The following is a 24,163-nucleotide window of genomic DNA, read 5'->3' on the forward strand; positions in this document are numbered from 1 at the left end:
CAAATTGACTCCAGTACCTACGGACTGAGCGCGATCCGGAATCCATGCGTGGGGTAACGGACGCCGGTGTCGTATCCACCGCGGTTTGACGGCCGCACATATCTCGAATCGTTCTTCCAGGAGCCTGAGCGCAGGACATGAGAGCTGCAGTCAGCGCTGGTCCGCGCCGAGCCGTCGCTGGGCGCGCCCTGATAGGTCCGGTGCCAGCAGTCCGCGACCCACTGATCGATGCCACCGCCCATGTCGTAAAGCCCGAACGGATTTGGCTTGAAACTGCCGACCTTGGCCGGCTGCTCGGTCGCAAGTTCACCGCAATCCTTGCAGCCGGCCATGCCCGGCTGCAGCTTGTCGCCCCACCAATATTTGGTCTGTGTCCCGCCGCGTGCCGCATATTCCCATTCGGCTTCGCTCGGAAGCCGGTAGGGCTTCTTCGTCGCTTGCGCGAGCCAGGCGACATATTGCTGCGCATCGGTCCAGCTCACATTGCTGACCGGGGCATCGTCCTTGCCGGTGGCCGTGAATCCGCACGCCTTGGCGGCAGCGCATTCGTTCCACTCCTGCACCGTCACCGGGTATTTTCCGATCGAGAACGGCTTGATCGTGACCTGGTGGACGGGACGCTCGGTCGGATCGTCGTTGCTTCCCATGGCGAAGCTGCCGCCGCGAATGGCGATCATTTCGGGCTCGCGCACCGGCGTTGCCGATGGGCTGGGAGCCGGAGCCGGAGTCGGGGCCGAAGGCGACGAAGCCAATGACGGAGAGGGTTGCGGCGTCTGCTTCGCCGCCTCGCTCGGCAATGGCTGAGGAACCGGTGAGACGACCGGAGCGGTGGGCGGCGCGGCAGCCTGCTCGCCGATCCTGCCGGGCTGCGCCAGCAAATACCAGAGCACGCCGGTGGCCATCATCAGCACTGTAATGGCCAGCAAAAAGATCAGCGCGTTCTCACGCCGGCTTCTTGTCTTGCCGACCGCATCAGCGTCCGGCAGCACACGATACACGCGCACCGGATCGGTGATGTTCTTGACCTTGCGGTCGCCGAGCGACTCATAGCCGCATACGATCTTGTGTTTGATCTGCTCGTAGATCGCGCCGGATATGAAGACCTGCCCCGGCTCCGCGATGCCCTCGATACGCGTGGCGATGTTGACGCCGTCACCGTAGATGTCGTCCGGCTCCACGATGACGTCACCGAGATTGACTCCGATCCGATATTCGAGCCGGGAATGCTTGGGAATGGAGGCGTTGCGGCCGACGAGATTCTGCTGGATGACGATGCTGCATCGAACGGCTTCCACGGGACTGTCGAATATGGCGATGAAACCGTCGCCGGTCGTCTTCACCAGACTTCCATGGTGCTCGATGATGCTGGGCTGGATGATGTCGCGCTCGATCCGCTTGACGCGGGCATGCGTGCCTTCCTCGTCGGCCTGCATCAACCGGCTGTAGGAGACGATATCGCCGACGATGATCGCGGCGAGACGGCGAGGCATTCCGCTGTGCGGCGGCGGCTCGTCGGGATTTCCGGGTCTGAAGTTGCGAATTTCGCCCATGCGGGGGACTCCACAAACTTACAAGGCAGCCCCAGCCTACGACCGCCAAAGGCGATCGTCTGTGAAGGCTATCACATTGACGAACCGAGACAATGTCGCAGCGATTGCAGGCTTCAAGTTCCGAAGAGCCGCCCGCTTCACCGCTTGAACCTTCTCGAGCCCATCAGTGACTAAGGCGGAGCGTGAAGCGAGTTGCGCGAATCCGCACCGCGACCACCGCTCGAGCGGCTTGCGACGGTTGAACGCGGGTCACCAATTCTGCGTCTAACAGACAGCAGCTCTGTCCTGCTGCGACGAAATTGTCGTGTGCACGAGGCCCTTATGAAGCTCGTCATCCTTGCTGCCCTCACTTTTGCTGCGCTGACCAGCGTCGGCCGCGCCGAGGAAGTCGACGATATCCGCGAGGCCGGTAAGGCCGAGGCCGAGACCTTCAATACGCGGATGTATGCGAAGCCTCCCGGCGACAAGGCCTATGCCTGCTTCGTCCGCCGCTACGATGCCGACCATCTGGCGCGGCATCCGAAGCAGAAGGTCGCCGCGATGAAGCTGCTGATCTCCGCGGAATTCGACAAGGAGGACAAGGAGCTTCACCATTCCTTCCGCCTTGGCTTCAGGTACCGTCACCGCAGCGGCGATTTCGACTCCAGCGGCTCGTGCAACCACGCCGTATTCACCAGGAGCGGCGACGAGGTCCGCCTCGGCTGCGGCGTCGACTGCGATGGCGGCGGCATCGGCGTTGCGCTCTCCAAGGACGACAAGTCCGCGATCGTCCGGCTCGAACGTGTCAGGGTCTGGCAGAACAACAAGCCGGACGATGACGCCGAGCATTCGCTGACCGCCGGCGCCGACGACAAGATTTTCCGGCTCGACCGGGCCGACAATCGCGAGTGCGCCTCGCTGGTGACCGACCGCAAGGAACTCGCGGCGCTGCGCCACAAGTGATATGCCTGCGGCAATGTCAGGCAATCCAGGGAGAATGCCATGAACCGCCGCAGCATCTTGTGGAGCGCCGTCTCGGCTTTGGGCGCAGCACTCGGCGCCTCCGGCGCCAGAGCCGCGACGGAAGTGAGCGCGAGTGGCAAGCTGAAAGTCGCCTACCATCTCAGCGACGCCGAGAAGGTCCATTTCGTGCTCGGCAATATCCAGAACCACATCGACGGCGTCGGCGGCCCCGAGCACGTGACGATCGCGCTGGTGATCCACGGCCCGGCGCTGAAGGCGTTTCACTCGGCGCAGGCCAACCCCGACGTCAGCAAGCGCGTCGGTGACTTCTCAAAGGGCGGCGTCGAGCTCGCCGCCTGCGGCAACACGATGAAGGCGCAGAACGTGACGCTGAGCGAGCTGCTGCCGGGCTTCATCAACGCCGAGAAGGGCGGCGTGGTCCGGCTGGCCGAGCTGCAGTCGCAGGGGTATCTGTATTTGCGGCCGTAGCGTTTCGCGGGGCGCCTCCACATTCTCCGTCATTGCGAGGAGCCCTTGCGACGAAGCAATCCAGACTGTCTCCGAGGAGGGATTCTGGATTGCTTCGCTGCGCTCGCAATGACGGCGGAGGACGTTGCGCGAGCGACAGCAATTTCCGCTCCAAGTCCACTTGACTCACCCATAACTCTGCAGTTATGAGTCTACCCATAACCTCCCGGTTATGGATTTTTCATGCCTCCCACCCCCGACCTTCTGTTCCGGACGCTCGCCGATCCCACCCGGCGAGCGATCTTCGAGCGGCTGTGCCGTGAGGGGGAGCAGACGGTCGGGGCGCTGACGGCACGATCCGGCGTGTCGCAGCCGGCGGTGTCGAAACATCTTGGCGCCCTGAAGCAGGCGGGCCTGGTTCGCGACCGGCACAAAGGACGGCAGACCCATTACAGCGCGCAGCCCGGTGCGCTCAATCCGCTGATCGACTGGACCAGCCAGATGGCCGGGTTCTGGCAGAAAAGGTTAGATGCCCTCGACGATCTCCTGAAGAGGATGGACCAATGAACGCCCCCGCCGAGACGCGCTCCGTCGTGATCGAGCGCGAATTTGCCTATCCCGCCGAGCGGCTCTGGCGCGCGCTGACGCAGCCGCATCTGATCGAGGAATGGCTGATGAAGAACGACTTCAGGCCGGTCGTCGGCCATCGCTTCAATCTGCGCGGCGAATGGGGCGGCGTGCTGGACTGCGAGGTGCTCACCATCGAGCCGCAGAGGACGCTGGCCTACACCTGGAATTTCTCGCATGAGGACGCCGCCTTCGACCTCAAGAGCATCGTCACCTTCACGCTGACGCCGACGAGCGCGGGCACGCATCTGCGCGTCGAGCAGGCGGGCTTCCGCCCGACGCAGAAACAGGCGTTCGGCGGCGCGCATGCCGGCTGGAAGCAGTTTTTGGCCAAGCTGGACGATTTGCTGGCGCGGGCGAGCTAGCTCCACCACCCATTCCGATCATTCTCAAAGGAGGTCCCAATGAGCACGCCTATGTGGATTCGGCAGATTCATCGCTGGCTGTCGATGGCTTTCACGCTTGCCGTCATCGCCAACATCGTGGCGATGACGATGCAAGTCGAGGCCGTGTGGATCGGCTTCCTGGCGCTGGTGCCGCTGATTCCGCTGCTCGCGACCGGGCTCTATCTGTTCGCGCTACCTTATCGCGGCCGCAGCAACGCGTGAACGAGGCCATGATGAAGAAGCCCGTGGCGGCGAAGACGAGCAGCGCGAAGCAAGCAGGTACCGCCTCGCCATCCAAGCTGATCGACGGCCGGATCAAGGAGCTCGGCGACTGGCGCGGCGAGATGCTGGGGCGGGTTCGCGCGCTGATCAAGGAGGCCGACCCTGATGTCGTCGAAGAGTGGAAATGGCGCGGTGTTCCCGTCTGGGAGCACGACGGCATCATCTGCACCGGCGAGACCTACAAGGAGGTCGTGAAGCTGACCTTCGCCAAGGGCGCCGCGCTGGCGGATCCCGCAGGTCTCTTCAATTCCAGCCTCGACGGCAATGTGCGCCGCGCGATCGATATTCGCGAGGGCGAAACGATCAACGAGAACGCGTTGAAGGCGCTGATCCGCGCGGCGGTCGAGCTGAATGCGAGCAAGAAGAAGCCGGGGAAGCGATCAGCCTCGTAGACGCGATGGGCCGCCACAAGTGCCTTCCTTCTCCCCTTGCGGGAGAAGGTGGCGCGAAGCGCCGGATGACGGGTCTCCATCGGCACGGGAGAGTGCGGAGAGATACCCCTCACCCCAGTGAGCTTATGTCTGCCGGCGTCGCTGCCCTCTCCCGCAAGGGGCGAGGGCACATCAATGCGCATCTCGCGTGGTGCCCCATGTAGGCAGCCCCCGTCACGCCACCGCCGCCGCTATCGGGCGCGGGCTGACGACGTATTCGCGCAGGACCTTGTCGTTGGCGTCGACCTCGATCAGTGCGACGTCGTAGGTCCAGAGATCGGCCAGGTGCTGGAGCACGCGCTTGGCGTCGGTCTCGTTGAGCTGCGAGCCCTTGATGACGTGGTGATGCAGGATCAGGCGGCGGTCGCCGGAGAGATCGACGTCGACCACCTCGATATTGGCATCGATGAAGCCGACATCGTGCTGCCGCGCCAGCTCACGGCGGACGCGGCGGAAGCCGCGCTCGTCGTGGATTGCGTCGACCCGGATGCCGGCGCGCTCCTCGGGATCGTCGTGCAGGTGGAACATGCGGAAGTGCCGCATCAATTTCGGGCTCAGGAATTGGCCGATGAAGCTCTCATCGCGGTAATTGGCCCAGACGTCGCGCAGCACGCCCATGACGTCGCCCTTGCCGGCGATGTCGGGAAACCAGTCGCGGTCCTCGTCTTCGGGATTGCTGACGATGCGCTCGATGTCCTGCATCACGGCAAAACCGAGTGCGTAAGGATTGAAGCCCGAGAAGCGCGGGTCGTCGAATTCGGGCTGGAACACCACATTGGTGTGCGACCCCAGAAATTCGAGGAAGTTGCCGTCGCTGATGCGACCCTGCTCGTGCAGCTTGGTCATGATGCGATAATGGACGTAGGTCGCCGTCCCCTCGTTCATGACCTTGGTCTGGCTCTGCGGATAGAAATATTGCGCGATGTGGCGAACGATGCGGAGCAGCTCGCGCTGCCAGGGCGCCAGCCGCGGCGCGCTCTTCTCCAGGAAATACAGCAAATTCTCCTGCGGCAGGCCGAGCAGCTTGCGGCGGCGCTCGATGCTGAGCGTGGAGCGGCTCTTGGCGGCGCCCTTCGGCACGGTGCGCCAGAGATCGTTGAAGACCTCCTCCTCGTGCTGACGGCGACGCCCTGCCCGCTTCTCCTCGGCGCGCAGATCGAGCTTCTTCTTGCCGGGATAACGGTCGATGCCGTGCGACATCAGCGCGTGCGCGGCGTCGAGCGTGCGCTCGACCTCGATGCGGCCGTAGCGATCCTCGCACTGCATGACGTAGTTCTTGGCGAAGTCGAGATAGTCCAGGATGCCGTCGGCATCGGTCCATTGCTTGAACAGATAATTGTTCTTGAAGAAATGGTTGTGGCCGAAGGCGGCGTGCGCGATCACCAGCGTCTGCATCGTCGCCGTGTTCTCCTCCATCAGATAGGAGATGCAGGGCGAGGAGTTGATGACGATCTCGTAGGCCAGCCCCATCAGGCCCTTGCGGTAGGACGCCTCATGGAACGCGAAGTGCTTGCCGAACGACCAGTGCTTGTAGAACAAGGGCATGCCGACCGACGAATAGGCGTCCAGCATCTGCTCGGCGGTGATGACCTCGATCTGGTTCGGATAGACGTCGAGGCCGAGATCCTTCAACGCCACCTCCTCGCAGGCATCGGTGATGCGCTGCAAGGTGTGGAAATCCCAATCGGCGCCTTCGAACAAACGTTCCTTCATGGAGCGGCCTTCTCCTGGGCAGTGTCGCGGCGCTGGAATAGATCGTGGAACACCGGGAAGATCTCGCTGCGCTCCGAGACCTTGCGCATCGAGAGCGGGGCGCCGCTGTTGCGCAGGCGTTCGTAGAGGCTCCAGAGCGAGGAGTCGGAGAGATCGAAGGCGCTGCCGCCGGCCTCGCCGACCTCGAGATAGGCGAAGAACTGGCAGACCGGCAGGATCTTCTCGGTCAAGAGGAGCCCCGTGAGCTCGCCGTCGGAATAGGCATTGTCGCCGTCGGAAGCCTGCGCGGCGTAGATGTTCCAATCCGACGGGTTGAAGCGCTCGCGCACGATCTCGTGCATCGCCTGCAGCGCACTGGAGACCAGCGTGCCGCCCGAGGCCGGACCATAGAAGAAGGTCTGCTCATCGACCTCCTCGGCGCGGTCGGTGTGGCGGATGAAGACGATCTCGACGTGCTTGTAGCGCCGCTTCAGGAACACGTAGAGCAGCATGTAGAAGCGTTTCGCCAGGTCCTTCATGTGCTCGGACATCGAGCCGGAGACGTCCATCAGGCAGAACATCACGGCCTGCGCGACGGGCTTGGGCACCGTCTCGAAGCGCCGGTAGCGGATGTCGAGCGGATCGATGAAGGGGATGCGCTTCGACTTCGCCTTCAATGTTTCGAGCCGGGCCACGAGAGCCGCACGCTCGTCCTCGTCGGTGCATGCTTCGATCGCGGCTTCCAGCTCTTCGATCTCGTCCTTGCGCGGACGCTTGAGCGCGATGCGGCGGGCGAGCGCGAGCTTCACCGTCCGGCTCACCGAGATGTTGGCGGGCGAGCCGGTCATGGTGTAGCCGGCGCGCTGGATGCCTTCGCTCTCGGTCTGTGCGATCTTGCGCTTGGCGAGATCCGGAAGCTCGAGGTCGTCGAGGAACAGATCGACGAACTCGTCACGGCTCAACACGAAACGGAAGGCATCCTCGCTGTCGCCTTCGCCGGGACCGGAATCCTTGGCGCTGCCCTGCCCGGAGCGCTGGAGATAGTCGCCTTCGATGAACTTCTTGTTGCCGGGCAGGACCATGTCGCGCGTCCCGCCTTCACGGCGGAAACGCGGCTCGTGCATGCCGTCGAGTGGAATCGTGACCTCACCACCCTCCAGGACGTCCTTGATGTCGCGTTCCTGCGAGGTCTTCTTGACGGCGCCCTGCACCAGGGATTTGGCCCGACGCAAGAACCGCTGGCGGTTCTCAAGACTCTTGCCGCCTGGATTCAGGCGCCTGTCAATAATGTGAATGGGCACTTTACCATTCGCCTCCCATCCGCCTCAACCGGCCTGCTTCACGCGCATGTACCATTCGACGAGCCGGCGAACCTGACGTTCGGTATAGCCGCGCTCCACCATGCGTGCGACGAACTCGCCGTGCTTCTTCTCCGTCTCGCCGTCCTTCTTCGACCCGAAGGAGATGACCGGAAGCAGGTCCTCGACTTGGGAGAATATCCGCTTTTCGATCACATCGCGAATCTTCTCGTAGGAGGTCCAGGTCGGGTTTTTGCCGCCGTTCTGGGCCCGGGAGCGTAACGAGAATTTGACGACCTCGTTGCGGAAATCCTTGGGGTTGGCGATGCCCGCCGGCTTCTCGATTTTCGTCAGCTCCTGGTTCAAAAGCTCGCGATCGAGCAGCTGGCCGGTATCGGGATCCTTGAAGTCCTGGTCCTCGATCCAGGCGTCGGCATAGTCGACGTAGCGATCGAACAGGTTCTGCCCATAATCCGAGTAGGATTCGAGATAAGCCTTCTGGATCTCGTTGCCGATGAACTCGGCGTAGCGCGGTGCGAGCTCGGCCTTGATGAACTCGAGATAGCGTTTCTCGGTCTCCTCAGGCAGCTGCTCGCGGCGGATCGCCTGCTCCAGCGCGTACATCAGATGCACGGCGTCGGCGGCCACCTCCTGCGGATCGTGGTTGAACGTCGCAGCCAGGATCTTGAAGGCGAATCGGGTCGAGGCGCCATCCATGCCCTCGTCGACACCGGCGGCGTCGCGATATTCCTGGACGCTGCGCGCCTTCGGATCGGATTCCTTCAGGCTCTCGCCGTCGTAGACCCGCATCTTGGCGAACAGGGTGGAGTTCTCGTGCTTGCGCAGGCGCGACATCACCGAGAACCGCGCCAGCGTCTCCAGCGTCGACGGCGCGCAAGGAGCCGAGGCGAGCTCGGAGCCCTGGATCAGCTTCTCGTAGATCTTCTGCTCCTCGGTGACCCTGAGGCAGTAGGGCACCTTGATGACGCAGATGCGGTCGATGAAGGCTTCGTTGTTCTTGTTGGCCTTGAAGCTCGCCCACTCGGCTTCGTTCGAGTGCGCCAGGATAATGCCGGTGAACGGGATCGCGCCGATGTTCTCGGTGCCGATATAATTGCCTTCCTGGGTTGCGGTCAGCAACGGGTGCAACATCTTGATCGGCGCCTTGAACATCTCGACGAACTCGAGCACGCCCTGGTTGGCGCGGTTGAGGCCGCCGGAATAGCTGTAGGCGTCGGGATCGTTCTGGGCGTAGGTCTCGAGCTTGCGGATGTCGACCTTGCCGACCAGCGAGGAGATGTCCTGGTTGTTCTCGTCACCGGGCTCGGTCTTTGCGATCGCGATCTGGCGCAGCCGCGACGGCTGGATCTTGGCGACCCGGAATTGCGAGATGTCGCCGCCGAAGGCTTCGAGCCGCTTGTAGCACCACGGACTCATCAGGCCGGTGAGGCGACGGCGCGGAATGCCGTACTTCTCCTCCAGCATCGGACCGAGCTGATCGGGATCGAACAGGCTGAGCGGGCTCTCGAACACGGGCGAGAGCTCGTCGCCGGCCTTGAGCACGTAGATCGGCTGCACTTCCATCAGCGACTTGAGCCGCTCGGCGAGCGAGGACTTGCCGCCGCCGACCGGGCCGAGCAAATAGAGGATCTGCTTGCGCTCTTCGAGACCTTGCGCCGCATGGCGGAAGAAACCGACGATGCGCTCGATGGTTTCTTCCATGCCGTAGAAGCCGGCGAAGGCCGGATAGGTACGGATGGTGCGGTTCAAAAAAATACGGCCAAGGCGTGGGTCCTTGGCCGTGTCAATCGTCTGAGGCTCACCGATCGCCGCTAGCAGTCGTTCGGCCGCGTTCGCGTATTTCATGGGATCGCTTCGACACGATTCCAGATATTCCGCCATCGACATGTCGTGCTGGCTTCTCGCCTCGAACGACCGAGCGAAAGCGTTGAATAGAGAATCGTTGTACATGATCCCTCTCCGCGTGAGTTCCGCTACAAGCTGAAACGAAAGCAGTTACCGGACCGTTCCTCAGGCCGTTTCGAATCAGCGTGAGCACATGACGATCATTGGACACCCTGGTGCCGACTCGACGCAACGCACAACGTAGGCACTCCATGAGTTACGAACAGGCACCTGCCTGTAATTTGTGCGAATCTCTGTCTATTCTGGCTCATTTCCAGAAAATGTCACTCGGTCGCCACATCCGGGCCTTCCCGGGGATGGCCCTATCCGGCGATGCAGCATAGCGGTCCGGGAGCGGCGATCTTATGACGCTGGTACGGCGAAGCCTTGCGGTCCCCGTTCATCTTCCTGCTGCAATGCGGTGTTCGCCGGTGGCCGCGGTGAAGTCGGCGACAGGCGCGCAGCACCGTGACACAATCGCTGCCAGGCCAGCCCACCCGACGGATGACAACGCGATCGTAACGCGATCGTTCTGCGCGTAGCGCCGGCTCGGGATGCTGCGGAGCTCTTCGCATGTCCGGTGTCGGCCTCAGCACGATCATTTCGTGACCGCGGCAATCTTCGAGCAAGATCTCCGCCATCGAACCCCGTGGCAGAAATTCAATGTCGATGCGGAGATCGCGGATGCGTAGGAGTGGATGACGACGACATGCCCGTTGGGGCAGCGAAGCGCTCAGATCGGCCGGATGGCGAACGACCTTTACGCAACAGTGAGCGTGACCGCCGGGATCGCCATGATCGCGACGGAGTTACACTGGAGGGTATGACTCCCGCACCCTTGATTGGTTCCCTCCCGGGTGCATCTAGGCTAGAGGATAGCGCGTCAGGACCTTCGCGAAAACCCCTCGTCCGCAGGCTTGGAGATAAATAGGCATCATGAATCCCGTCAAAGAACTGGAAAAGCACGGACAGGCGGTCTGGCTCGACTTCCTGGCCCGCGGTTTCATCGCCAAGGGCGACCTGAAGCGGCTGATCGACACCGACGGCGTCAAGGGCGTCACCTCCAACCCGTCGATCTTCGAGAAGGCGATCGGCAGCTCGGACGAATATGACGCTCCGATTGGCAAGGCGCTGAAGCGCGGCGACCGCACCGTGGCCGACCTGTTCGAGGCCGTTGCGATCGAGGACATCCAGAACGCCGCCGACGTGCTGCGCCCGGTCTACGACCGCCTCAAGGGCGGCGACGGCTATGTCAGCCTGGAGGTCTCGCCCTATCTCGCCATGGACACATCGGGCACGATCGCGGAGGCGCGGCGGCTCTGGAAGGACGTCGGTCGCAAGAACCTGATGGTGAAGGTGCCGGCGACGCCGGAGGGCCTGCCGGCGATCGAGCAGCTGATCAGCGAGGGCATCAGCATCAACATCACGCTGCTGTTCTCCAAGGCGGTCTATCTCGAGGTGGCCGAGGCCTACATCGCCGGTCTGGAGACCTACGTCGCCGGCGGCGGCGATCCGTCGCATGTGGCCAGCGTCGCCAGCTTCTTCGTCAGCCGGATCGATTCGGTGGTCGACAAGCAGCTGGACGAGAAGATCGCCCGCGCCAACGATCCGTCCGAGAAGGAACGTCTCGCCGCGCTCAAGGGCAAGGTGGCGATCGCCAACGCCAAGCTCGCCTATCAGGACTACAAGCGCCTGTTCGCAGGCCCGCGCTGGGAGAAGCTCGCCGCCAAGGGCGCCAAGCCGCAGCGCATGCTGTGGGCCTCCACCGGCACCAAGAACAAGGACTACAGCGACGTCCTCTATGTCGAGGAGCTGATCGGCCCCGACACCATCAACACCGTGCCGCCGGCAACGCTGGATGCGTTCCGCGACCACGGCAAGCCGCGCGACAGCCTGGAGGAGAACGTCGAGGACGCGAAGCGCGTGCTGGAGGAGCTGGAGCGCTCCGGCATCTCGCTCGATGCGATTGCCGAGGAGCTGGTCAAGGACGGCGTCAAGCTGTTTGCGGATGCCGCCGACAAGCTCTACGGCGCCGTCGCCCACAAGCGCGCCGTCGTGCTCGGGCCCGCACTCGACCGCCAGCAGCTCTCGCTGGGCGACGGGCTCGGCAAGGCGCTGGCCAAGACCACTGAGGAATGGCGGGCGTCGGCCAAGATCCGCAGGCTGTGGCAGCGCGACAAGTCGGTCTGGACCGGTGCGGACGAGGACAAATGGCTCGGCTGGCTCGACAGCCCGCACCAGGCCGACATTGCCGATTACGAGGACTATGCGGGCCGCGTGAAGGGCCAGAAATTCTCCGACGCCGTCGTGCTCGGCATGGGCGGCTCCAGCCTCGGCCCCGAGGTGCTGGCGGAGACCTTCGGCAAGAAGCCCGGCTTCCCCAAGCTGCACGTGCTCGACTCCACCGATCCGGCACAGGTGCGGGCGATGGAGGCGAAGATCGACATCGCCAACACCGTCTTCATCGTCTCCAGTAAGTCCGGCGGCACCACCGAGCCGAACGCGATGAAGGACTATTTCCACGAGCAGGTTGCCAAGGCGGTGGGGCCGAAGGTGAAGACCGGGCATCGCTTCATCGCGGTGACCGACCCCGGCTCGTCGCTGGAGAAGGCGGCGAAGCAGCTGAACTACGCCCGCATCTTCCATGGCGAGCCCTCGATCGGCGGACGCTATTCGGTGCTCTCGCCCTTCGGCTTGGTGCCGGCGGCAACCGCGGGCATCGACGTCAAGAGCTTCGTCAAGCATGCGCTGGCGATGGCCCGCTCCTGTGGCCCCGATGTGCCGCCGTCCGAAAACCCGGGCGTGCAGCTCGGCCTTGCCATAGGTCTCGCGGGACTCGAAGGCCGCGACAAGGTGACGATCCTGGCGTCGAAGAAGATCGCCGATTTCGGCGCCTGGGCCGAGCAGCTGATCGCGGAATCGACCGGCAAGGAGGGCAAGGGCCTGATCCCGATCGAGGGCGAGCCGCTGGGCGATCCCTCCGTCTACGGCAACGACCGTTTCTTCATCGACATCCGCGTCGAAGGCGAAGCGGACGCAGCACACGATTCCCAGCTTGCCGCGATCGAGGCGGCGGGCCACCCCGTGGTGCGCATCGTCATGAAGTCGATCGAGCATCTCGGCCAGGAGTTCTTCCGCTTCGAGATGGCAACCGCCGTGGCCGGCAGCATTCTCGGCATCAATCCGTTCGACCAGCCGGACGTCGAAGCAGCCAAGATCAAGACCCGCGAGCTCACCGCCGCGTTCGAGAAGACCGGCAAGCTGCCGGCGGAAGAGCCGGTGGTCAGCACCAAGGAAGCCGATCTCTACACCGACGAGGCCAATGCCACGGCGCTACGCGCCGCCGGCGCCAATGGCGATCTCGGCTCCTGGCTGAAGGCGCATCTGTCGCGATCCAACGACGGAGACTACGTCGCCCTGCTCGGCTACATCGCGCGCGACAAGGCCACGATCGACGCGCTTCAGGCCATGCGCCTCGAGGTGCGCGAGAAGCGGCATGTCGCAACCTGCGCCGAGTTCGGCCCGCGCTTCCTGCACTCGACGGGACAGGCCTACAAGGGCGGGCCCGACAGCGGCGTCTTCCTCCAGATCACCGCCGATGACGCCAAGGACCTGCCTGTGCCGGGCCAGAAGGCGAGCTTCGGCGTGATCAAGGCGGCGCAGGCGCGCGGCGATTTCGACGTGCTGACGGAACGCGGCCGGCGTGCGCTGCGGGTGCACCTGAAGGGTGGGCTCAAGAAAGGCCTTGCCGCGCTCAATGCAGCGCTCAACGACGCGCTGAACTAAAGGAATAATGCAGATGCAACTCGGCATGATCGGCCTCGGCCGAATGGGCGGCAACATCGTTCGCCGCCTGATGCGGCACGGGCATTCGACCGTTGTCTACGACAAGGACGCCAAGGCCGTCGCGGGCCTTGCCGCCGACGGCGCGGTCGGCTCGGCGACGCTGGAAGAGTTCGTCGCCAAGCTGGAGCGGCCGCGCACGGCCTGGGTGATGCTGCCGGCAGGACGCATCACCGAGACCACGATCGAGACGATCGCCGCCGTGATGCAGGAAGGCGACGTCATCATCGACGGCGGCAACACCTTCTGGCAGGACGACGTCCGCCGCGGCAAGGCGCTGAAGGCGCGCGGCATCCATTACGTCGATGTCGGCACGTCAGGCGGCGTGTGGGGGCTCGACCGCGGCTACTGCATGATGATCGGCGGCGAGAAGCAGGTGGTCGACCGGCTCGATCCGATCTTTGCGGCGCTCGCGCCGGGCGCCGGCGACATTCCGCGCACGCCGGGGCGCGAGGGCCGCGATCCCCGCGTCGAGCAAGGCTACATCCACGCCGGGCCCGTCGGCGCCGGCCATTTCGTCAAGATGATCCACAACGGCATCGAATACGGCCTGATGCAGGCCTATGCCGAAGGTTTCGACATCCTCAGGAATGCCAATATCGAGGCTTTGCCGGCGGATCATCGCTACGATTTCGATCTCGCCGACATCGCCGAAGTGTGGCGGCGTGGCAGCGTGATTCCGTCCTGGCTGCTCGACCTCACCTCGACCGCCCTCGCCGACAGTCCGCAACTGTCGGAATATTCCGGCTTCGTGGAGGATTCCGGCGAAGGCCGCTGGACCGTGAATGCGGCGGTCGACGAGGCCGTGCCGGCCGAGGTTTTGACCGCGGCGCTCTACACACGTTTCCGGTCCCGCAAAGAACACACCTTCGCCGAAAAAATTCTTTCGGCGATGCGTGCAGGGTTCGGCGGGCACAAGGAGCCGACGCAGCCGGGCGCGGCGAAGCCGAAGTAACGCGTAAACCAAGCGAAGGCCGACCATTCGTGACAAAAGACCCGCAGCCAAAGCGCAAGCCGGACAATTGCGCCTTCGTCATCTTCGGCGTCACCGGCGATCTCACCCATCGCCTGGTGATGCCCTCGCTCTACAACCTGGCCGCCGAGCATCTTCTGCCGGAGAAATTCTGCGTCGTCGGCGTCGCCCGCAGGGGCCAGTCGGATGAGGAGCTGCGCGACAGCCTGCTGAAGGGCTTGCGGCAATTCGCGACGCGCCCGGTGGACGACGACATCGCGACGAGGCTTTTGGAATGCGTGACCTTCGTCGAGGCCGACGCAAAGGATCCGCCCTCCTTCGACCGCCTGCGCCAGCATCTGGATTCGCTGGAATGCGCGCAGGACACCGGCGGCAACCGGCTGTTCTATCTTGCAACGCCGCCGGCCGCGTTCGCGCCGACCGCGCGGGAGCTCGGCCGCACCGGCATGATGAGGGAGAACGGCGCCTGGCGGCGGCTCGTGATCGAAAAGCCGTTCGGCACCGATCTGGCCTCGGCCCGCGCGCTGAATGCCGAACTCTTGAAGATCATGGACGAGCACCAGATCTACCGGATTGATCATTATCTCGGCAAGGAAACGGTGCAGAACATCCTGGTGCTGCGCTTTGCCAACGGCATGTTCGAGCCCATCTGGAATCGCAACCACATCGACCACATCCAGATCACCGTGGAAGAGAAGCTCGGGGTCGGCCACCGCGGCGGCTTCTATGATGCCACCGGCGCGCTGCGCGACATGGTGCCGAACCACCTGTTCCAGCTGATGTCGCTGGTCGCGATGGAGCCTCCCGCCCGCTTCGACGCACATTCCGTACGCTCCGAGAAGGCGGACGTGCTGACATCGATCCAGCTGCCCAGCCGGGAGGACGCACTGAAGAATTCGGTGCGCGCGCAATATCTCGCGGGCCGCAGCGGCGACGACGAGATCACGGACTATCGCAAGACCGCGGACGTCAAGCCCGACAGCACCACCGAGACCTTTGTCGCGCTCAAGCTGATGATCGACAATTGGCGCTGGGCAGGCGTGCCGTTCTACTTGCGCACCGGCAAGGCGCTCGGCCACAAGCGCACCGAAGTCGCGATCAAGTTCAAGCAGGCCCCGCTGTCGATGTTCTCAGGGACGGACGTCGACCGGCTGTCGCAGAACTTCCTCACCATCGGCATCGCGCCGACTGAGACCATCGAGCTGCAGTTCAACGCCAAGATCCCGGGGCCGAGCATCACCATCGACGGCGTCGAGATGAAGTTCCGCTATGGCGACTATTTCCGCGCCGATCCCTCGACCGGCTATGAGACGCTGATCTACGACTGCATGATCGGCGACAACATCCTGTTCCAGCGCGCCGACGGCATCGAGGCCGGCTGGCAGGCCGTGCAGCCGTTCCTGGACGCCTGGAAGAGCGCGGGCAGCAACGGCATCGAAACCTATGAAGCCGGCAGCGACGGCCCTGCCTGCGCCGACGAGCTGCTCCGGCGCGACGGGCGAAGCTGGCGAAAGTTCTCGTGATGGCTCAGGCCGTGCAGCCGAAGCTGATCGTCGAGGCCGATGCCGAAGCTCTCGCCCGCGCCGCGGCCGAACGCGTGCTGGCGCGGATCGCGGCCAATGCCGGCCGCATCGCGATCTGCCTCACCGGCGGCTCCAGCCCGAGGACGCTGTATCAGTTGCTCGGCAGCGAGGCCTGGCGCGGCAGGATTCCGTGGGAGCGCGTGCACTGGTTCATCGGCGACGAGCGTTTCGTGCCCGACAGCGATCCCCTCAACAACATGGCGGTCGCCCGCGCGACCTTTCTCGATCGCCACGCGCCCGCCGGCCATATTCACCCGATCCCGACCACAGCCGACAATCCCGATGCCGCTGCGGAAGCCTATGCGCGTGAGCTGCAGGCCTTCTATGGCGGAGACCAGCTCGATCCCGCACGTCCGCTGTTCGATCTCGTCCTGATGGGCGCAGGACCGGACGGCCACACCGCCTCGCTGTTTCCTGGCTTTCCCGAGATCGAGGAGACCCGACGCTGGGTCGTCGGCGTTCCCAAGGCGAACGTTGCGCCGTTCGTGCCGCGGGTCTCGCTCACCCTGCCCGCTTTGGCCTCCTGCCGCGAGATGCTGTTCGAGATTGCGGGGCAAGACAAGCGGCCGATCTTGACGCGCCTCTGCAATGGCGAGAATCTGCCGGCCTTACGCGCGCGCTCGAACGGCGAGACCGTCTGGCTGGTCGACAAGGCCGCGCTTCCGGAGGACATTCGTGGGCCGCGCTGAAGCACCCTGTGCATTGATCGTGATGGGCGTGTCGGGCTCGGGCAAGAGCACGGTCGCGAAGGCGCTCGGCGAGCGCCTCGGCTGGCGGTTCGAGGACGGCGACAGCTTCCATCCCGCCAGCAATGTCGAGAAGATGCGGGCCGGACATCCCCTCACCGACGAAGACCGCTGGCCCTGGCTGAATGCCATCGCCGACGAAATCGCGCGGGTCTGCGGCCGCGGCGAGCACGTCATCATCGCCTGCTCGGCGCTGAAGCACGCCTATCGAGACGTGCTGCTGCGCGGACGCGATGACGTCCGCTTCGTGTTCCTGAAGGGCACCAAGGAGCTGATCGCCGAGCGGCTGGCGCAACGCAAAGGGCACTTCATGCCGCCCGGACTGCTCGCCAGCCAGTTCGAGACGCTGGAGCCGCCGGAGCCGGGCGAGCACGTCATCACCGTCTCGATCGACGAGACCGTCGAGGCGATCGTGGACGGCATCGTGCGGCAGCTCAAACTGGGCGCCGCAACACCCAAGGTTCTGCCATGACCCAAATCTCACTCGTGGTCTCCGACGTCGACGGCACGCTGCTGACCAAGGACAAAACGCTAACGGAGCGCGCGAAGAACGCCGTGCAGCGGCTGCACCAGGCTGGCATCGGTTTCACCATCACCTCCAGCCGTCCGGCGATCGGCATGCGCTTCTTGATCGAGCCGCTGGCGCTGTGGCTGCCGGTCGGCCCGTTCAACGGCTCCTCGATCGTCGATCCCGAGATGCGGCCGGTCGAGCAGCACCTGATTCCAGCGCGCGCGGCCGAGCGCACCTTGCAGATCCTCCGCGATTACGGCGCCGACGTCTGGCTGTTCACCACCGACAAATGGCTGATCGACAATCCCAGCGGCAGCTACGTCGCGCACGAGCGGCACACGATCCGTTCCGATCCGACGATCGTGACTGACTTCTCGCCCTACCTTGCCAGCGCCTGCAAGATCGTCGGCGCCAGCGCCGACGCCGCCCGGCTCGAGGCGTGCGAGAAGGTGATGCAGGAAGCCCTCGGCAGCGCGGCGACCGCGGTGCGCTCGCAGACCTATTATCTCGACATCACCCCGCCGGGCTTCAACAAGGGCACATTCGTGCAAGCGATGGCCAAGCGCTTGGGCATCTCGACCGACGCGGTCGCCACCATCGGCGACATGCAGAACGACCTCGCCATGTTCCGCGTCAGCGGCACCTCGATCGCCATGGGCAACGCCGCCGACAACGTCAAGGACGAGGCGACGCATGTCACTGCGACCAACGAGCAGGACGGCTTTGCCGAGGCGATGGAGATGATCTTGACGCGGAATGGGGTTGGCTAAAGCGGAATGGCTTAGATTGACTCGATTGCCACGGGCTCGGTGCAACCTCTCCCGCTTGCGGGAGATGTCGCGCCGAAGGCGCGGGTGAGGGCTTTCTCCTCTAGGGGGCTATCCCATTGCGGAGACACCCTCTCCCCAACCCTCTCCCGCAAGCGGGAGAGGGAGTGCACCGTGCTCGTGGGGGCAAAAGCGCCTGACGGCTCTTCCTACTACTTCGACCGCTGCACCGCCGGCTTCTCGCTGCCTTGCCTTGCCGCCGACAAATTGTGCGCCGTGTTGATCAGCGCGATGTGGGTCAGCGCCTGCGGGAAATTGCCGGTCTGGCGGCGGGCCACGGAATCGTATTCTTCGGCCAGTAGCCCGACGTCGTTGGCGATGCCGACCACGCGGTCAAGCAGAACTTGCGCCTTGTCGAGATCGCCCGACAGCACATGGGCATCGGCGAGCCATAGGGTACAGGCCAGGAAGGCGCCTTCGAGCGGCGGCTGGTCCGGGGGCAGCTCGCGCGGGTCGTGCCGCAGCACGAAGCCGTCGCGCATCAGGCATTTTTCGGCCGCCGCGATGGTGCCGCGGATGCGCGGGTCGTCCGCCGGCAGGAAGCCGACGGCGGGCAGCAGCAGCACGCTGGCGTCGAGCATCTTCGAGCCGTAGGATTCGACGAACGCATTTTCCTCCGCATCGAATCCCCTGTTGCAGACATCGCGATGGATGGCTTCGCGTAGCGCACGCCAGTGCAGCAGCGGCGCCTTGAAGCCGAAGGTCTCGGCGCTCTTGATGCCGCGGTCGAAGGCGACCCAGGTCATCACCTTGGAGAAGACGTAGTGCTTGGGCTGGCCGCGCCGCTCCCAGATGCCGTGGTCGGGCCGGTCCCAGACTTCGGCCAGATGATTGAGCACGGCGCATTCCAGCGCCCAGGTCGTCTCGTCGTCGAGCTTGAGCCTCGCCATGCGCGACTGGTGGAAGGCGTCGATCAATTCGCCGTAAACATCGAGCTGGAGCTGCGCGTGGGCGGCATTGCCGACGCGCACCGGCTGCGCCCCCTCATAACCGTCGAGCCAGCCCGCCTCCCATTCCAGGAGGCGCCGCTGGCCCCAGATGCCGTACATGATCTGCATGTTCGAAGGGGAGCCGGCGGCCGCGCGCAGCAGCCAATTGTGCCAGGCCAGGGCTTCCTCGGTGTAACCCGAGTTCATCAGCGCCAGCAGCGTGAAGGTGGCATCGCGCAGCCAGCAGAAGCGATAGTCCCAGTTCCTGCTGCCTCCGAGCTTCTCCGGCAAGGAGGTGGTGGGTGCCGCGACGATGCCGCCGGTCGGCGCGAAGGTCAGCGCCTTCAGCGTGATCAGCGAGCGCAGGACCAGCTCCTGATAGTCGCCGTCACGGGTGCAATGGCCGCACCAGTTCTCCCAGAATTTTTCGGTCTCCTGAAGCGCCAGCTCCGCATCGATCGGCGCAGGCGGGGCGAGATGCGAGGGACCGTAAGTCAGCACGAATGGCACGGTCTCGCCTTCCTTCACCTCGAAGTCCGAGACGGTGGTCAGATCCTCGCCGCGGGTCTCGACCGGCGTGCGCAGCACCGTCATGTCCTGGCCGGCGATGGCCATCAAGGAATGGTCGATCCGCCGCACCCAGGGAATATCCGCGCCGAAGCCGAAGCGGATGACGAGCTCCATCCGCATCTTCACGGTGCCACGGATGCCGCGGACCAGCCGCACGATGTCGGACGCCTTGCCGCGCAGCGGCATGAAATCGATCAGCGCGACGGTGCCATTCTTCGTCTCGAAGCGCGTTTCGAGGATGAGGGTGTTGCCGAGATAGCGCCGCGAGATGGAGGTTGCGCCCTCGCTCGGCGCGATCAGCCAGCGGCCGTTTTTGTGGGTACCGAGGATGGCGGCGAAGCAGGCGTCGGAATCGAAGGCGGGCCAGCACAGCCAGTCGATCGAGCCGTTGCGCCCGACCAGCGCCGCGGTCTCGCAATCGCCGATCAGCGCATAGTCCTCGATCCTTTGAGCCAATGTCGTGCGAGCCTGGCAAGTCCCGGCGGTTCAATTCCCGCCGGGCAATGAACGTTCCCGCGTCGCAGCCTTCAAAGCTGCGAGATCGATCTTGGACGCGATCTTGTCGAGCGCGACCGGAAGGCGCTGGCGCCAGTTCGGATGCTCGTCGATCGTGCCGGGAATGTTGGGCTGGTCGATCACGCCGAGCAGGTCCTCCATCGACACCGCGAGCAGCCGTGACGGCGTGCGCGACAGGAAGGCCAGCACAGAGTAGAGATCATTGGCGCTGATGCCGTTCTGGCGCAGGATCTCGTCGAGCCCGCCGAGCGCATCCCAGCGCGCCTGGTCGTTCTCGCCGGGATCGAGCCCGAGCGAGCGCTTCATCTTGAGATCGCTGAAGGAGCGCCAGCCGGCATAGGTCGACAGGTCATGCGTGTTCAGCGTCACCAGCGCATTGGGCCGGTAATGGTCGACATTGCGGAAATGGCCGGCATCGTCGCGCTCGAACATCATGACGAGATAGGACCAGATGCCGAAATCCTGCATCATCTCGCGGAAGCCTTCCGGCACGGTGCCGAGGTCCTCGCCGATCACGATGCATTTATGGGCCGCGCTCTCGCGCGCTACGGCGGCCAGCAGTGCCTCGAACGGCATCTGCACATAGGCGCCGTTGTCGGGCTTGAAGCCGCGCGGCACGAGATAGAGCCGTTTCAGGCCGAGCACGTGATCGAGCCTGATGGCGCCGGCATGGCGCATCGACGCCGCGAGCATGTCGGCGAACGGGACGAAGGATTGCGCTTCCAGCCCACCGGCATTGAAGCCGGCAAGGCCCCAATCCTGGCCGATCGTATTGAGCACGTCGGGCGGCGCGCCGACCGCGAGATGACGCGAGATCGCCGTCTGCTCGTTCCAGGCATCGAAGCCGTTGGACTGCACGCCGACGGCGACGTCGAGATAGAGCCCGACCCGCATGCCGAGCTGGCTGGCCAGCTCCTTGGCCGCATGCAGCTGGCTGTCGGCCGTCCATTGCGCGAATTCGACGAACTCGACCTCGCGCTTGTCGGGGCTGTTGCGCAGCTCGGCGCATTTCGCCTCGTCCGGCTGCTGCCATTCTTGCGGCCATTCCCACCAGGGTCCGGTGAAACGATGCCGCAGCACCTCGAAACAGGCAAAGCGGGACAACAGCGGCGCGCGCTCCGCACGGAAGGCGTCGAACGCCTTGCGGCGCGCCTCGCTCGCGCTTGTCACGAAGCTGTTAAAGGCGGCGCGCAGACTCAGCCATTTCAGCGCCGCCATGTCGGTATAAGGGACGCGGTCGCCCTCGCGCAGACGGGCGGCGGTTGCGGCCGCGTCGGGCACGAGGTCGGCCGAGAATTCAGGGATAGCCTCGACGTCGATATAGAGCGGGTTGAGGAAAAGCCGGCTGTTCGGCGAATAGGGGCTGCAATCGGCCGGGTGATCGTCGAACAGGACATGCAGCGGATTGAGCCCGACGCCGTCGGCACCGAGCTGCTTGGCGAGCCGGACCAGGCCCGCGAGATCGGTGAAATCACCGATGCCCCAATTGCGGTCGGAGCGGACGCTGTAGAGCTGCACGGCGAGCAGCCAGCCGCGGTCGAAATCGCCGCCGAAACAGCGCTCGGGCGCCACGATCATCGGCACGTCTTCGCTCGCACCTTCGGCATCGGTCAGCGTCAGGCGGTGATACCCGAGCGCCAGGCCCGCGGGCCAGGCGATCACGGGCTCCCGTGTCTCGCCTGCCGCGATCACATTGCCGTTGCCGACGATTTTCCATTGCAGCGGCGGCGCGCCAACCGACGCTAATTCCGTGCGCGGGCGTCCGAGCGCACGGACCACGACCGGCCCGCTGACGAAGCGATAGACCCGCTTCTCCGGCAGGGCGTCGAGGATGGATTTGAGGGCCTCGGGCGCGGTGACCCGCAGCTTGCCGAGGGCATCGATGAATTCGGATTGAACGCCCTTGATCCGGGCTTGAGCTAAAAGATCCATTCGGCACGCAGCTTGCAGGCCATTGTTTGGCCAGGGGCATCGAGAATAACGAGATCGCGGAAGAGGTTAGTCAGGGGTAACTCGCAAACTGCGCTTGCCGTTCCCAAGGGAACCAATGACACACAAGCGGCTTTCTATCATGGTACCAAGCGTGGGTTCCCGACAAGGGAAACGGGCTCCTGCTTTCTTGTCAATGGCATCACCGTGAACAAGACAATTCAAACTGTCGAGAGTGCCGCGGCCGGCAGCGCTTTCCTGATCGAGGACGTCTATCCTGCGATCGACGGCGGCCGTTTCGCCGTGAAGCGGATCGCGGGCGAGCCGGTCGAGGTCTGGGCCGACATCTACCGCGATGGCGAGGCAGTGATCTCAGCCGCGCTGATCTGGCGAGGAGAGCAGGAGCGCGAATGGCGGAGCGAGCCGATGACCCATCACGGCAATGACCGCTGGTCCGGCGCGTTCACGCCCCCCGAGCCCGGCCAATATGTCTACGCGATCGAAGCCTGGACCGACGAGTTCGCTACATGGTCGCACGCCGCCGCGCGAAAGCGGCGCACCGGGGCCGATGTCAGCCTCGATGCGATCGAGGGCGCCGGGCTTTTGACCAAGGCGCATGGCGCGCGGCAGGACGCCGCAGCGATCATCATCAGACAGTGCGAAGATTACCTGAGGAACGGCGACATCACCTCGCTGCTCGCGACCGAGCTCGGCGAAGCCATGGCCGAGAGCCAGTCGCGGCCGGACCTGACGCGTTCGCCATTCTTCCCGCTGACTGCCGACCGCGACAAGGCCCGCTTCAGCACCTGGTATCAGATGATGCCGCGCAGCCAGAGCGCATTGCCGGGCCGGCATGGCACCCTGCGCGACTGCATCGCGCGCGTGCCTGACATCGCCGCAATGGGCTTTGACGTGCTCTACTTCACGCCGATCCACCCGATCGGCAAGACCAGCCGCAAGGGCCGCAACAACGCACCGGTGGCCCGTGAAGGCGATCCCGGCTCGCCCTATGCGATCGGCTCGGCCGAGGGCGGCCACGATGCGCTGCATCCGGAGCTCGGCACGATCGAGGACTTCCGCGCGTTGGTCGCCACATGTCTTGAATACGGGCTCGAGCTTGCGCTGGACTTCGCGGTGCAGTGCTCGCCGGATCATCCCTGGCTGACGCAGCATCCGGAATGGTTCAAATGGCGGCCCGACCGCTCGGTGAAGACGGCGGACGGCCCCTATTCTGACATCGTTATCCCCGACTTCAATTCGGTCGATCGCGTCGGGCTGTGGAATGCGTTTCGCGACGCCATGCTGTTCTGGATCGACAAGGGTGTAACCATCTTCGCCATCGACAATCACGACACCGCGCCGCTCGCGTTCTGGGAGTGGCTGATCCGCGACATAAGCCGCCGTCATCCCGACGTGATCCTGTTCTCCAAGACCTATGCACGGCCAAAGCCGATGAAGGGCCTCGCCAAGCTCGGCTTCGCGCAGTCCTTCACTTACTTCCCCTGGCGCACGGAAAAATGGGAGCTGGAGCAATATCTCGGCGAGCTGACGCGCTATCCCGAACGCGATTTCTACCGTCCGAACATGTTCGTCAACACGCCTGACCTGTTGCCCTTTCACCTGCAGAGCGGAGAGGCGTGGGCCTTCAAGTCGCGGATCGCACTGGCTGCAACGCTCTCGGGCAATTACGGCATCTACAGCGGATTCGAGCTGCTGGAGCATGAGGCCATTCCCGGCCGCGAAGAATATCTGGATTCCGAGAAGTACCAGATCAGGCAGCGGGACTGGGATCGTCCCGGCAACATCAAATCGTACATCGCCGCGCTCAACCGCATCCGCAACGAGAACGCGGCGCTCCAGCAGACCGCGAATTTGCGCTTTCTCGCCATCGAAGACGGCCAGACGATCGCCTTCGCCAAGGAGGCGGCCGATCCGGCCAACATTGTCGTCGTCGTGATCGCGCTGTCGCGCCGTGAGCGAGAATGCTGGCTGCCGCTCGGCGATCTCACCGTTGACGCCGGCGGGCTGCGTCACCATGTGACGGCACTCGAAAACCTCCTCACCGGCGAACAGTCCCGCATCGAATGGGGCGGCATCAAGTTGCGTATCGATCCCGACCGCGATCCGGCACTTCTGTTCCGCTGCCTGGCGTAAG

The 24,163-nt window shown here is 64.3% G+C and carries 19 protein-coding genes; 13 read left to right on the forward strand and 6 right to left on the reverse strand.

The annotated features are described in order from the left end of the window. Positions 1-17: 17 nt before the first annotated feature. The gene (locus tag XF30_RS30825) at positions 18-1,550 is read right to left on the reverse strand and encodes an SUMF1/EgtB/PvdO family nonheme iron enzyme (protein WP_109144751.1); all 1,533 of its coding nucleotides are present in this window, start codon (positions 1,548-1,550) and stop codon (positions 18-20) included. Positions 1,551-1,871: 321 nt separating this feature from the next. Between XF30_RS30825 and XF30_RS30830 the strand changes: the two genes are divergently transcribed. From XF30_RS30830 to XF30_RS30855, 6 genes are all read left to right on the forward strand, one after another. Next, complete coding sequence (locus tag XF30_RS30830; RefSeq protein WP_109144752.1) at positions 1,872-2,492, forward strand: hypothetical protein; 621 nt, start codon at positions 1,872-1,874, stop codon at positions 2,490-2,492. A gap of 39 nt (positions 2,493-2,531) precedes the next feature. After that, the gene (locus XF30_RS30835) at positions 2,532-2,981 is read left to right on the forward strand and encodes a DsrE family protein (RefSeq protein WP_109144753.1); all 450 of its coding nucleotides are present in this window, start codon (positions 2,532-2,534) and stop codon (positions 2,979-2,981) included. Positions 2,982-3,203: 222 nt separating this feature from the next. After that, positions 3,204-3,527, forward strand: coding sequence for an ArsR/SmtB family transcription factor (locus XF30_RS30840; RefSeq protein ID WP_109144754.1), 324 nt, complete (start codon positions 3,204-3,206; stop codon positions 3,525-3,527). Next, positions 3,524-3,952, forward strand: coding sequence for an SRPBCC family protein (locus XF30_RS30845; RefSeq protein WP_109144755.1), 429 nt, complete (start codon positions 3,524-3,526; stop codon positions 3,950-3,952). Before XF30_RS30840 ends, XF30_RS30845 begins: the two co-directional genes overlap by 4 nt. Before the next feature lie 39 nt (positions 3,953-3,991). Further along, positions 3,992-4,195 (forward strand): hypothetical protein, encoded by a 204-nt coding sequence (locus XF30_RS30850; protein ID WP_036007290.1) that lies wholly within the window; start codon positions 3,992-3,994, stop codon positions 4,193-4,195. An 11-nt stretch (positions 4,196-4,206) separates the two neighbouring features. Then, entirely contained in the window at positions 4,207-4,647 is a 441-nt protein-coding gene (locus XF30_RS30855) for a DUF1801 domain-containing protein (protein WP_109145916.1), read from the forward strand. Positions 4,648-4,860: 213 nt separating this feature from the next. Here the strand turns inward: XF30_RS30855 and XF30_RS30860 are convergent, their stop codons facing one another. Genes XF30_RS30860 through XF30_RS30870 form a run of 3 tightly spaced genes read right to left on the reverse strand, consistent with a single transcriptional unit; the run spans position 4,861 to position 9,647 of the window. Then, positions 4,861-6,399 carry a SpoVR family protein gene (locus XF30_RS30860; protein WP_109144756.1) on the reverse strand — a complete coding sequence of 513 codons (1,539 nt, stop codon included), beginning with the start codon at positions 6,397-6,399 and terminating at the stop codon, positions 4,861-4,863. After that, a complete protein-coding gene (locus XF30_RS30865) occupies positions 6,396-7,673 on the reverse strand; it encodes a YeaH/YhbH family protein (protein ID WP_192893469.1) in 1,278 nt (425 codons plus the stop codon). The genes XF30_RS30860 and XF30_RS30865 overlap by 4 nt, the downstream gene beginning before the upstream one ends. A 30-nt stretch (positions 7,674-7,703) precedes the next feature. Continuing rightward, positions 7,704-9,647 (reverse strand): PrkA family serine protein kinase, encoded by a 1,944-nt coding sequence (locus XF30_RS30870; RefSeq protein WP_036007284.1) that lies wholly within the window; start codon positions 9,645-9,647, stop codon positions 7,704-7,706. Between the two features lie 870 nt (positions 9,648-10,517). On the opposite strand from XF30_RS30870, the gene XF30_RS30875 reads away from it, so the two are divergent. Genes XF30_RS30875 through XF30_RS30900 form a run of 6 tightly spaced genes read left to right on the forward strand, consistent with a single transcriptional unit; the run spans position 10,518 to position 18,007 of the window. Beyond that, the gene (locus XF30_RS30875) at positions 10,518-13,367 is read left to right on the forward strand and encodes a bifunctional transaldolase/phosoglucose isomerase (RefSeq protein ID WP_109144758.1); all 2,850 of its coding nucleotides are present in this window, start codon (positions 10,518-10,520) and stop codon (positions 13,365-13,367) included. Positions 13,368-13,380: 13 nt separating this feature from the next. Further along, the gene (gnd, locus tag XF30_RS30880; RefSeq protein WP_109145917.1) at positions 13,381-14,379 is read left to right on the forward strand and encodes a phosphogluconate dehydrogenase (NAD(+)-dependent, decarboxylating); all 999 of its coding nucleotides are present in this window, start codon (positions 13,381-13,383) and stop codon (positions 14,377-14,379) included. A gap of 29 nt (positions 14,380-14,408) precedes the next feature. After that, complete coding sequence (gene zwf, locus XF30_RS30885; protein WP_109144759.1) at positions 14,409-15,920, forward strand: glucose-6-phosphate dehydrogenase; 1,512 nt, start codon at positions 14,409-14,411, stop codon at positions 15,918-15,920. Next, complete coding sequence (gene pgl / locus XF30_RS30890) at positions 15,920-16,669, forward strand: 6-phosphogluconolactonase (protein WP_192893471.1); 750 nt, start codon at positions 15,920-15,922, stop codon at positions 16,667-16,669. Before zwf ends, pgl begins: the two co-directional genes overlap by 1 nt. A gap of 22 nt (positions 16,670-16,691) precedes the next feature. Then, positions 16,692-17,198, forward strand: a complete 507-nt coding sequence (locus XF30_RS30895; RefSeq protein ID WP_249785477.1) for a gluconokinase — start codon at positions 16,692-16,694, stop codon at positions 17,196-17,198. Beyond that, on the forward strand, positions 17,195-18,007 hold the full coding sequence (locus tag XF30_RS30900; RefSeq protein WP_109144762.1) for an HAD family hydrolase: 813 nt from the start codon (positions 17,195-17,197) through the stop codon (positions 18,005-18,007). The genes XF30_RS30895 and XF30_RS30900 overlap by 4 nt, the downstream gene beginning before the upstream one ends. Positions 18,008-18,216: 209 nt before the next feature. Here the strand turns inward: XF30_RS30900 and XF30_RS30905 are convergent, their stop codons facing one another. Together XF30_RS30905 and malQ are read right to left on the reverse strand one after the other, a co-directional pair. Further along, positions 18,217-20,019: a glycoside hydrolase family 15 protein gene (locus XF30_RS30905; RefSeq protein WP_109144763.1), complete on the reverse strand. Its 1,803-nt coding sequence runs from the start codon at positions 20,017-20,019 to the stop codon at positions 18,217-18,219. 30 nt (positions 20,020-20,049) lie between these two features. After that, a complete protein-coding gene (malQ, locus tag XF30_RS30910; RefSeq protein ID WP_109144764.1) occupies positions 20,050-22,011 on the reverse strand; it encodes a 4-alpha-glucanotransferase in 1,962 nt (653 codons plus the stop codon). Positions 22,012-22,215: 204 nt separating this feature from the next. Between malQ and XF30_RS30915 the strand changes: the two genes are divergently transcribed. Then, positions 22,216-24,162 carry a maltotransferase domain-containing protein gene (locus tag XF30_RS30915; protein ID WP_109144765.1) on the forward strand — a complete coding sequence of 649 codons (1,947 nt, stop codon included), beginning with the start codon at positions 22,216-22,218 and terminating at the stop codon, positions 24,160-24,162. Position 24,163 lies beyond the last annotated feature (1 nt).

The sequence above is a fragment of the Bradyrhizobium sp. SUTN9-2 genome (assembly GCF_003122645.1).
In the GTDB taxonomy this organism is placed as follows: domain Bacteria; phylum Pseudomonadota; class Alphaproteobacteria; order Rhizobiales; family Xanthobacteraceae; genus Bradyrhizobium; species Bradyrhizobium yuanmingense.

Excerpts from the sequence above, each read along its gene's own strand:
- XF30_RS30850 (WP_036007290.1), top strand. The coding sequence starts at position 3,992 with ATGAGCACGCCTATGTGGATTCGGCAGATTCATCGCTGGCTGTCGATG.
- XF30_RS30875 (WP_109144758.1), top strand. The coding sequence starts at position 10,518 with ATGAATCCCGTCAAAGAACTGGAAAAGCACGGACAGGCGGTCTGGCTC.
- XF30_RS30825 (WP_109144751.1), bottom strand. The coding sequence starts at position 1,550 with ATGGGCGAAATTCGCAACTTCAGACCCGGAAATCCCGACGAGCCGCCG.
- gnd (WP_109145917.1), top strand. The coding sequence starts at position 13,381 with ATGCAACTCGGCATGATCGGCCTCGGCCGAATGGGCGGCAACATCGTT.
- XF30_RS30845 (WP_109144755.1), top strand. The coding sequence starts at position 3,524 with ATGAACGCCCCCGCCGAGACGCGCTCCGTCGTGATCGAGCGCGAATTT.
- XF30_RS30855 (WP_109145916.1), top strand. The coding sequence starts at position 4,207 with ATGAAGAAGCCCGTGGCGGCGAAGACGAGCAGCGCGAAGCAAGCAGGT.
- XF30_RS30830 (WP_109144752.1), top strand. The coding sequence starts at position 1,872 with ATGAAGCTCGTCATCCTTGCTGCCCTCACTTTTGCTGCGCTGACCAGC.
- XF30_RS30860 (WP_109144756.1), bottom strand. The coding sequence starts at position 6,399 with ATGAAGGAACGTTTGTTCGAAGGCGCCGATTGGGATTTCCACACCTTG.
- XF30_RS30900 (WP_109144762.1), top strand. The coding sequence starts at position 17,195 with ATGACCCAAATCTCACTCGTGGTCTCCGACGTCGACGGCACGCTGCTG.
- pgl (WP_192893471.1), top strand. The coding sequence starts at position 15,920 with ATGGCTCAGGCCGTGCAGCCGAAGCTGATCGTCGAGGCCGATGCCGAA.
- malQ (WP_109144764.1), bottom strand. The coding sequence starts at position 22,011 with ATGGATCTTTTAGCTCAAGCCCGGATCAAGGGCGTTCAATCCGAATTC.
- XF30_RS30835 (WP_109144753.1), top strand. The coding sequence starts at position 2,532 with ATGAACCGCCGCAGCATCTTGTGGAGCGCCGTCTCGGCTTTGGGCGCA.
- XF30_RS30870 (WP_036007284.1), bottom strand. The coding sequence starts at position 9,647 with ATGTACAACGATTCTCTATTCAACGCTTTCGCTCGGTCGTTCGAGGCG.
- XF30_RS30895 (WP_249785477.1), top strand. The coding sequence starts at position 16,692 with ATGGGCGTGTCGGGCTCGGGCAAGAGCACGGTCGCGAAGGCGCTCGGC.
- XF30_RS30840 (WP_109144754.1), top strand. The coding sequence starts at position 3,204 with ATGCCTCCCACCCCCGACCTTCTGTTCCGGACGCTCGCCGATCCCACC.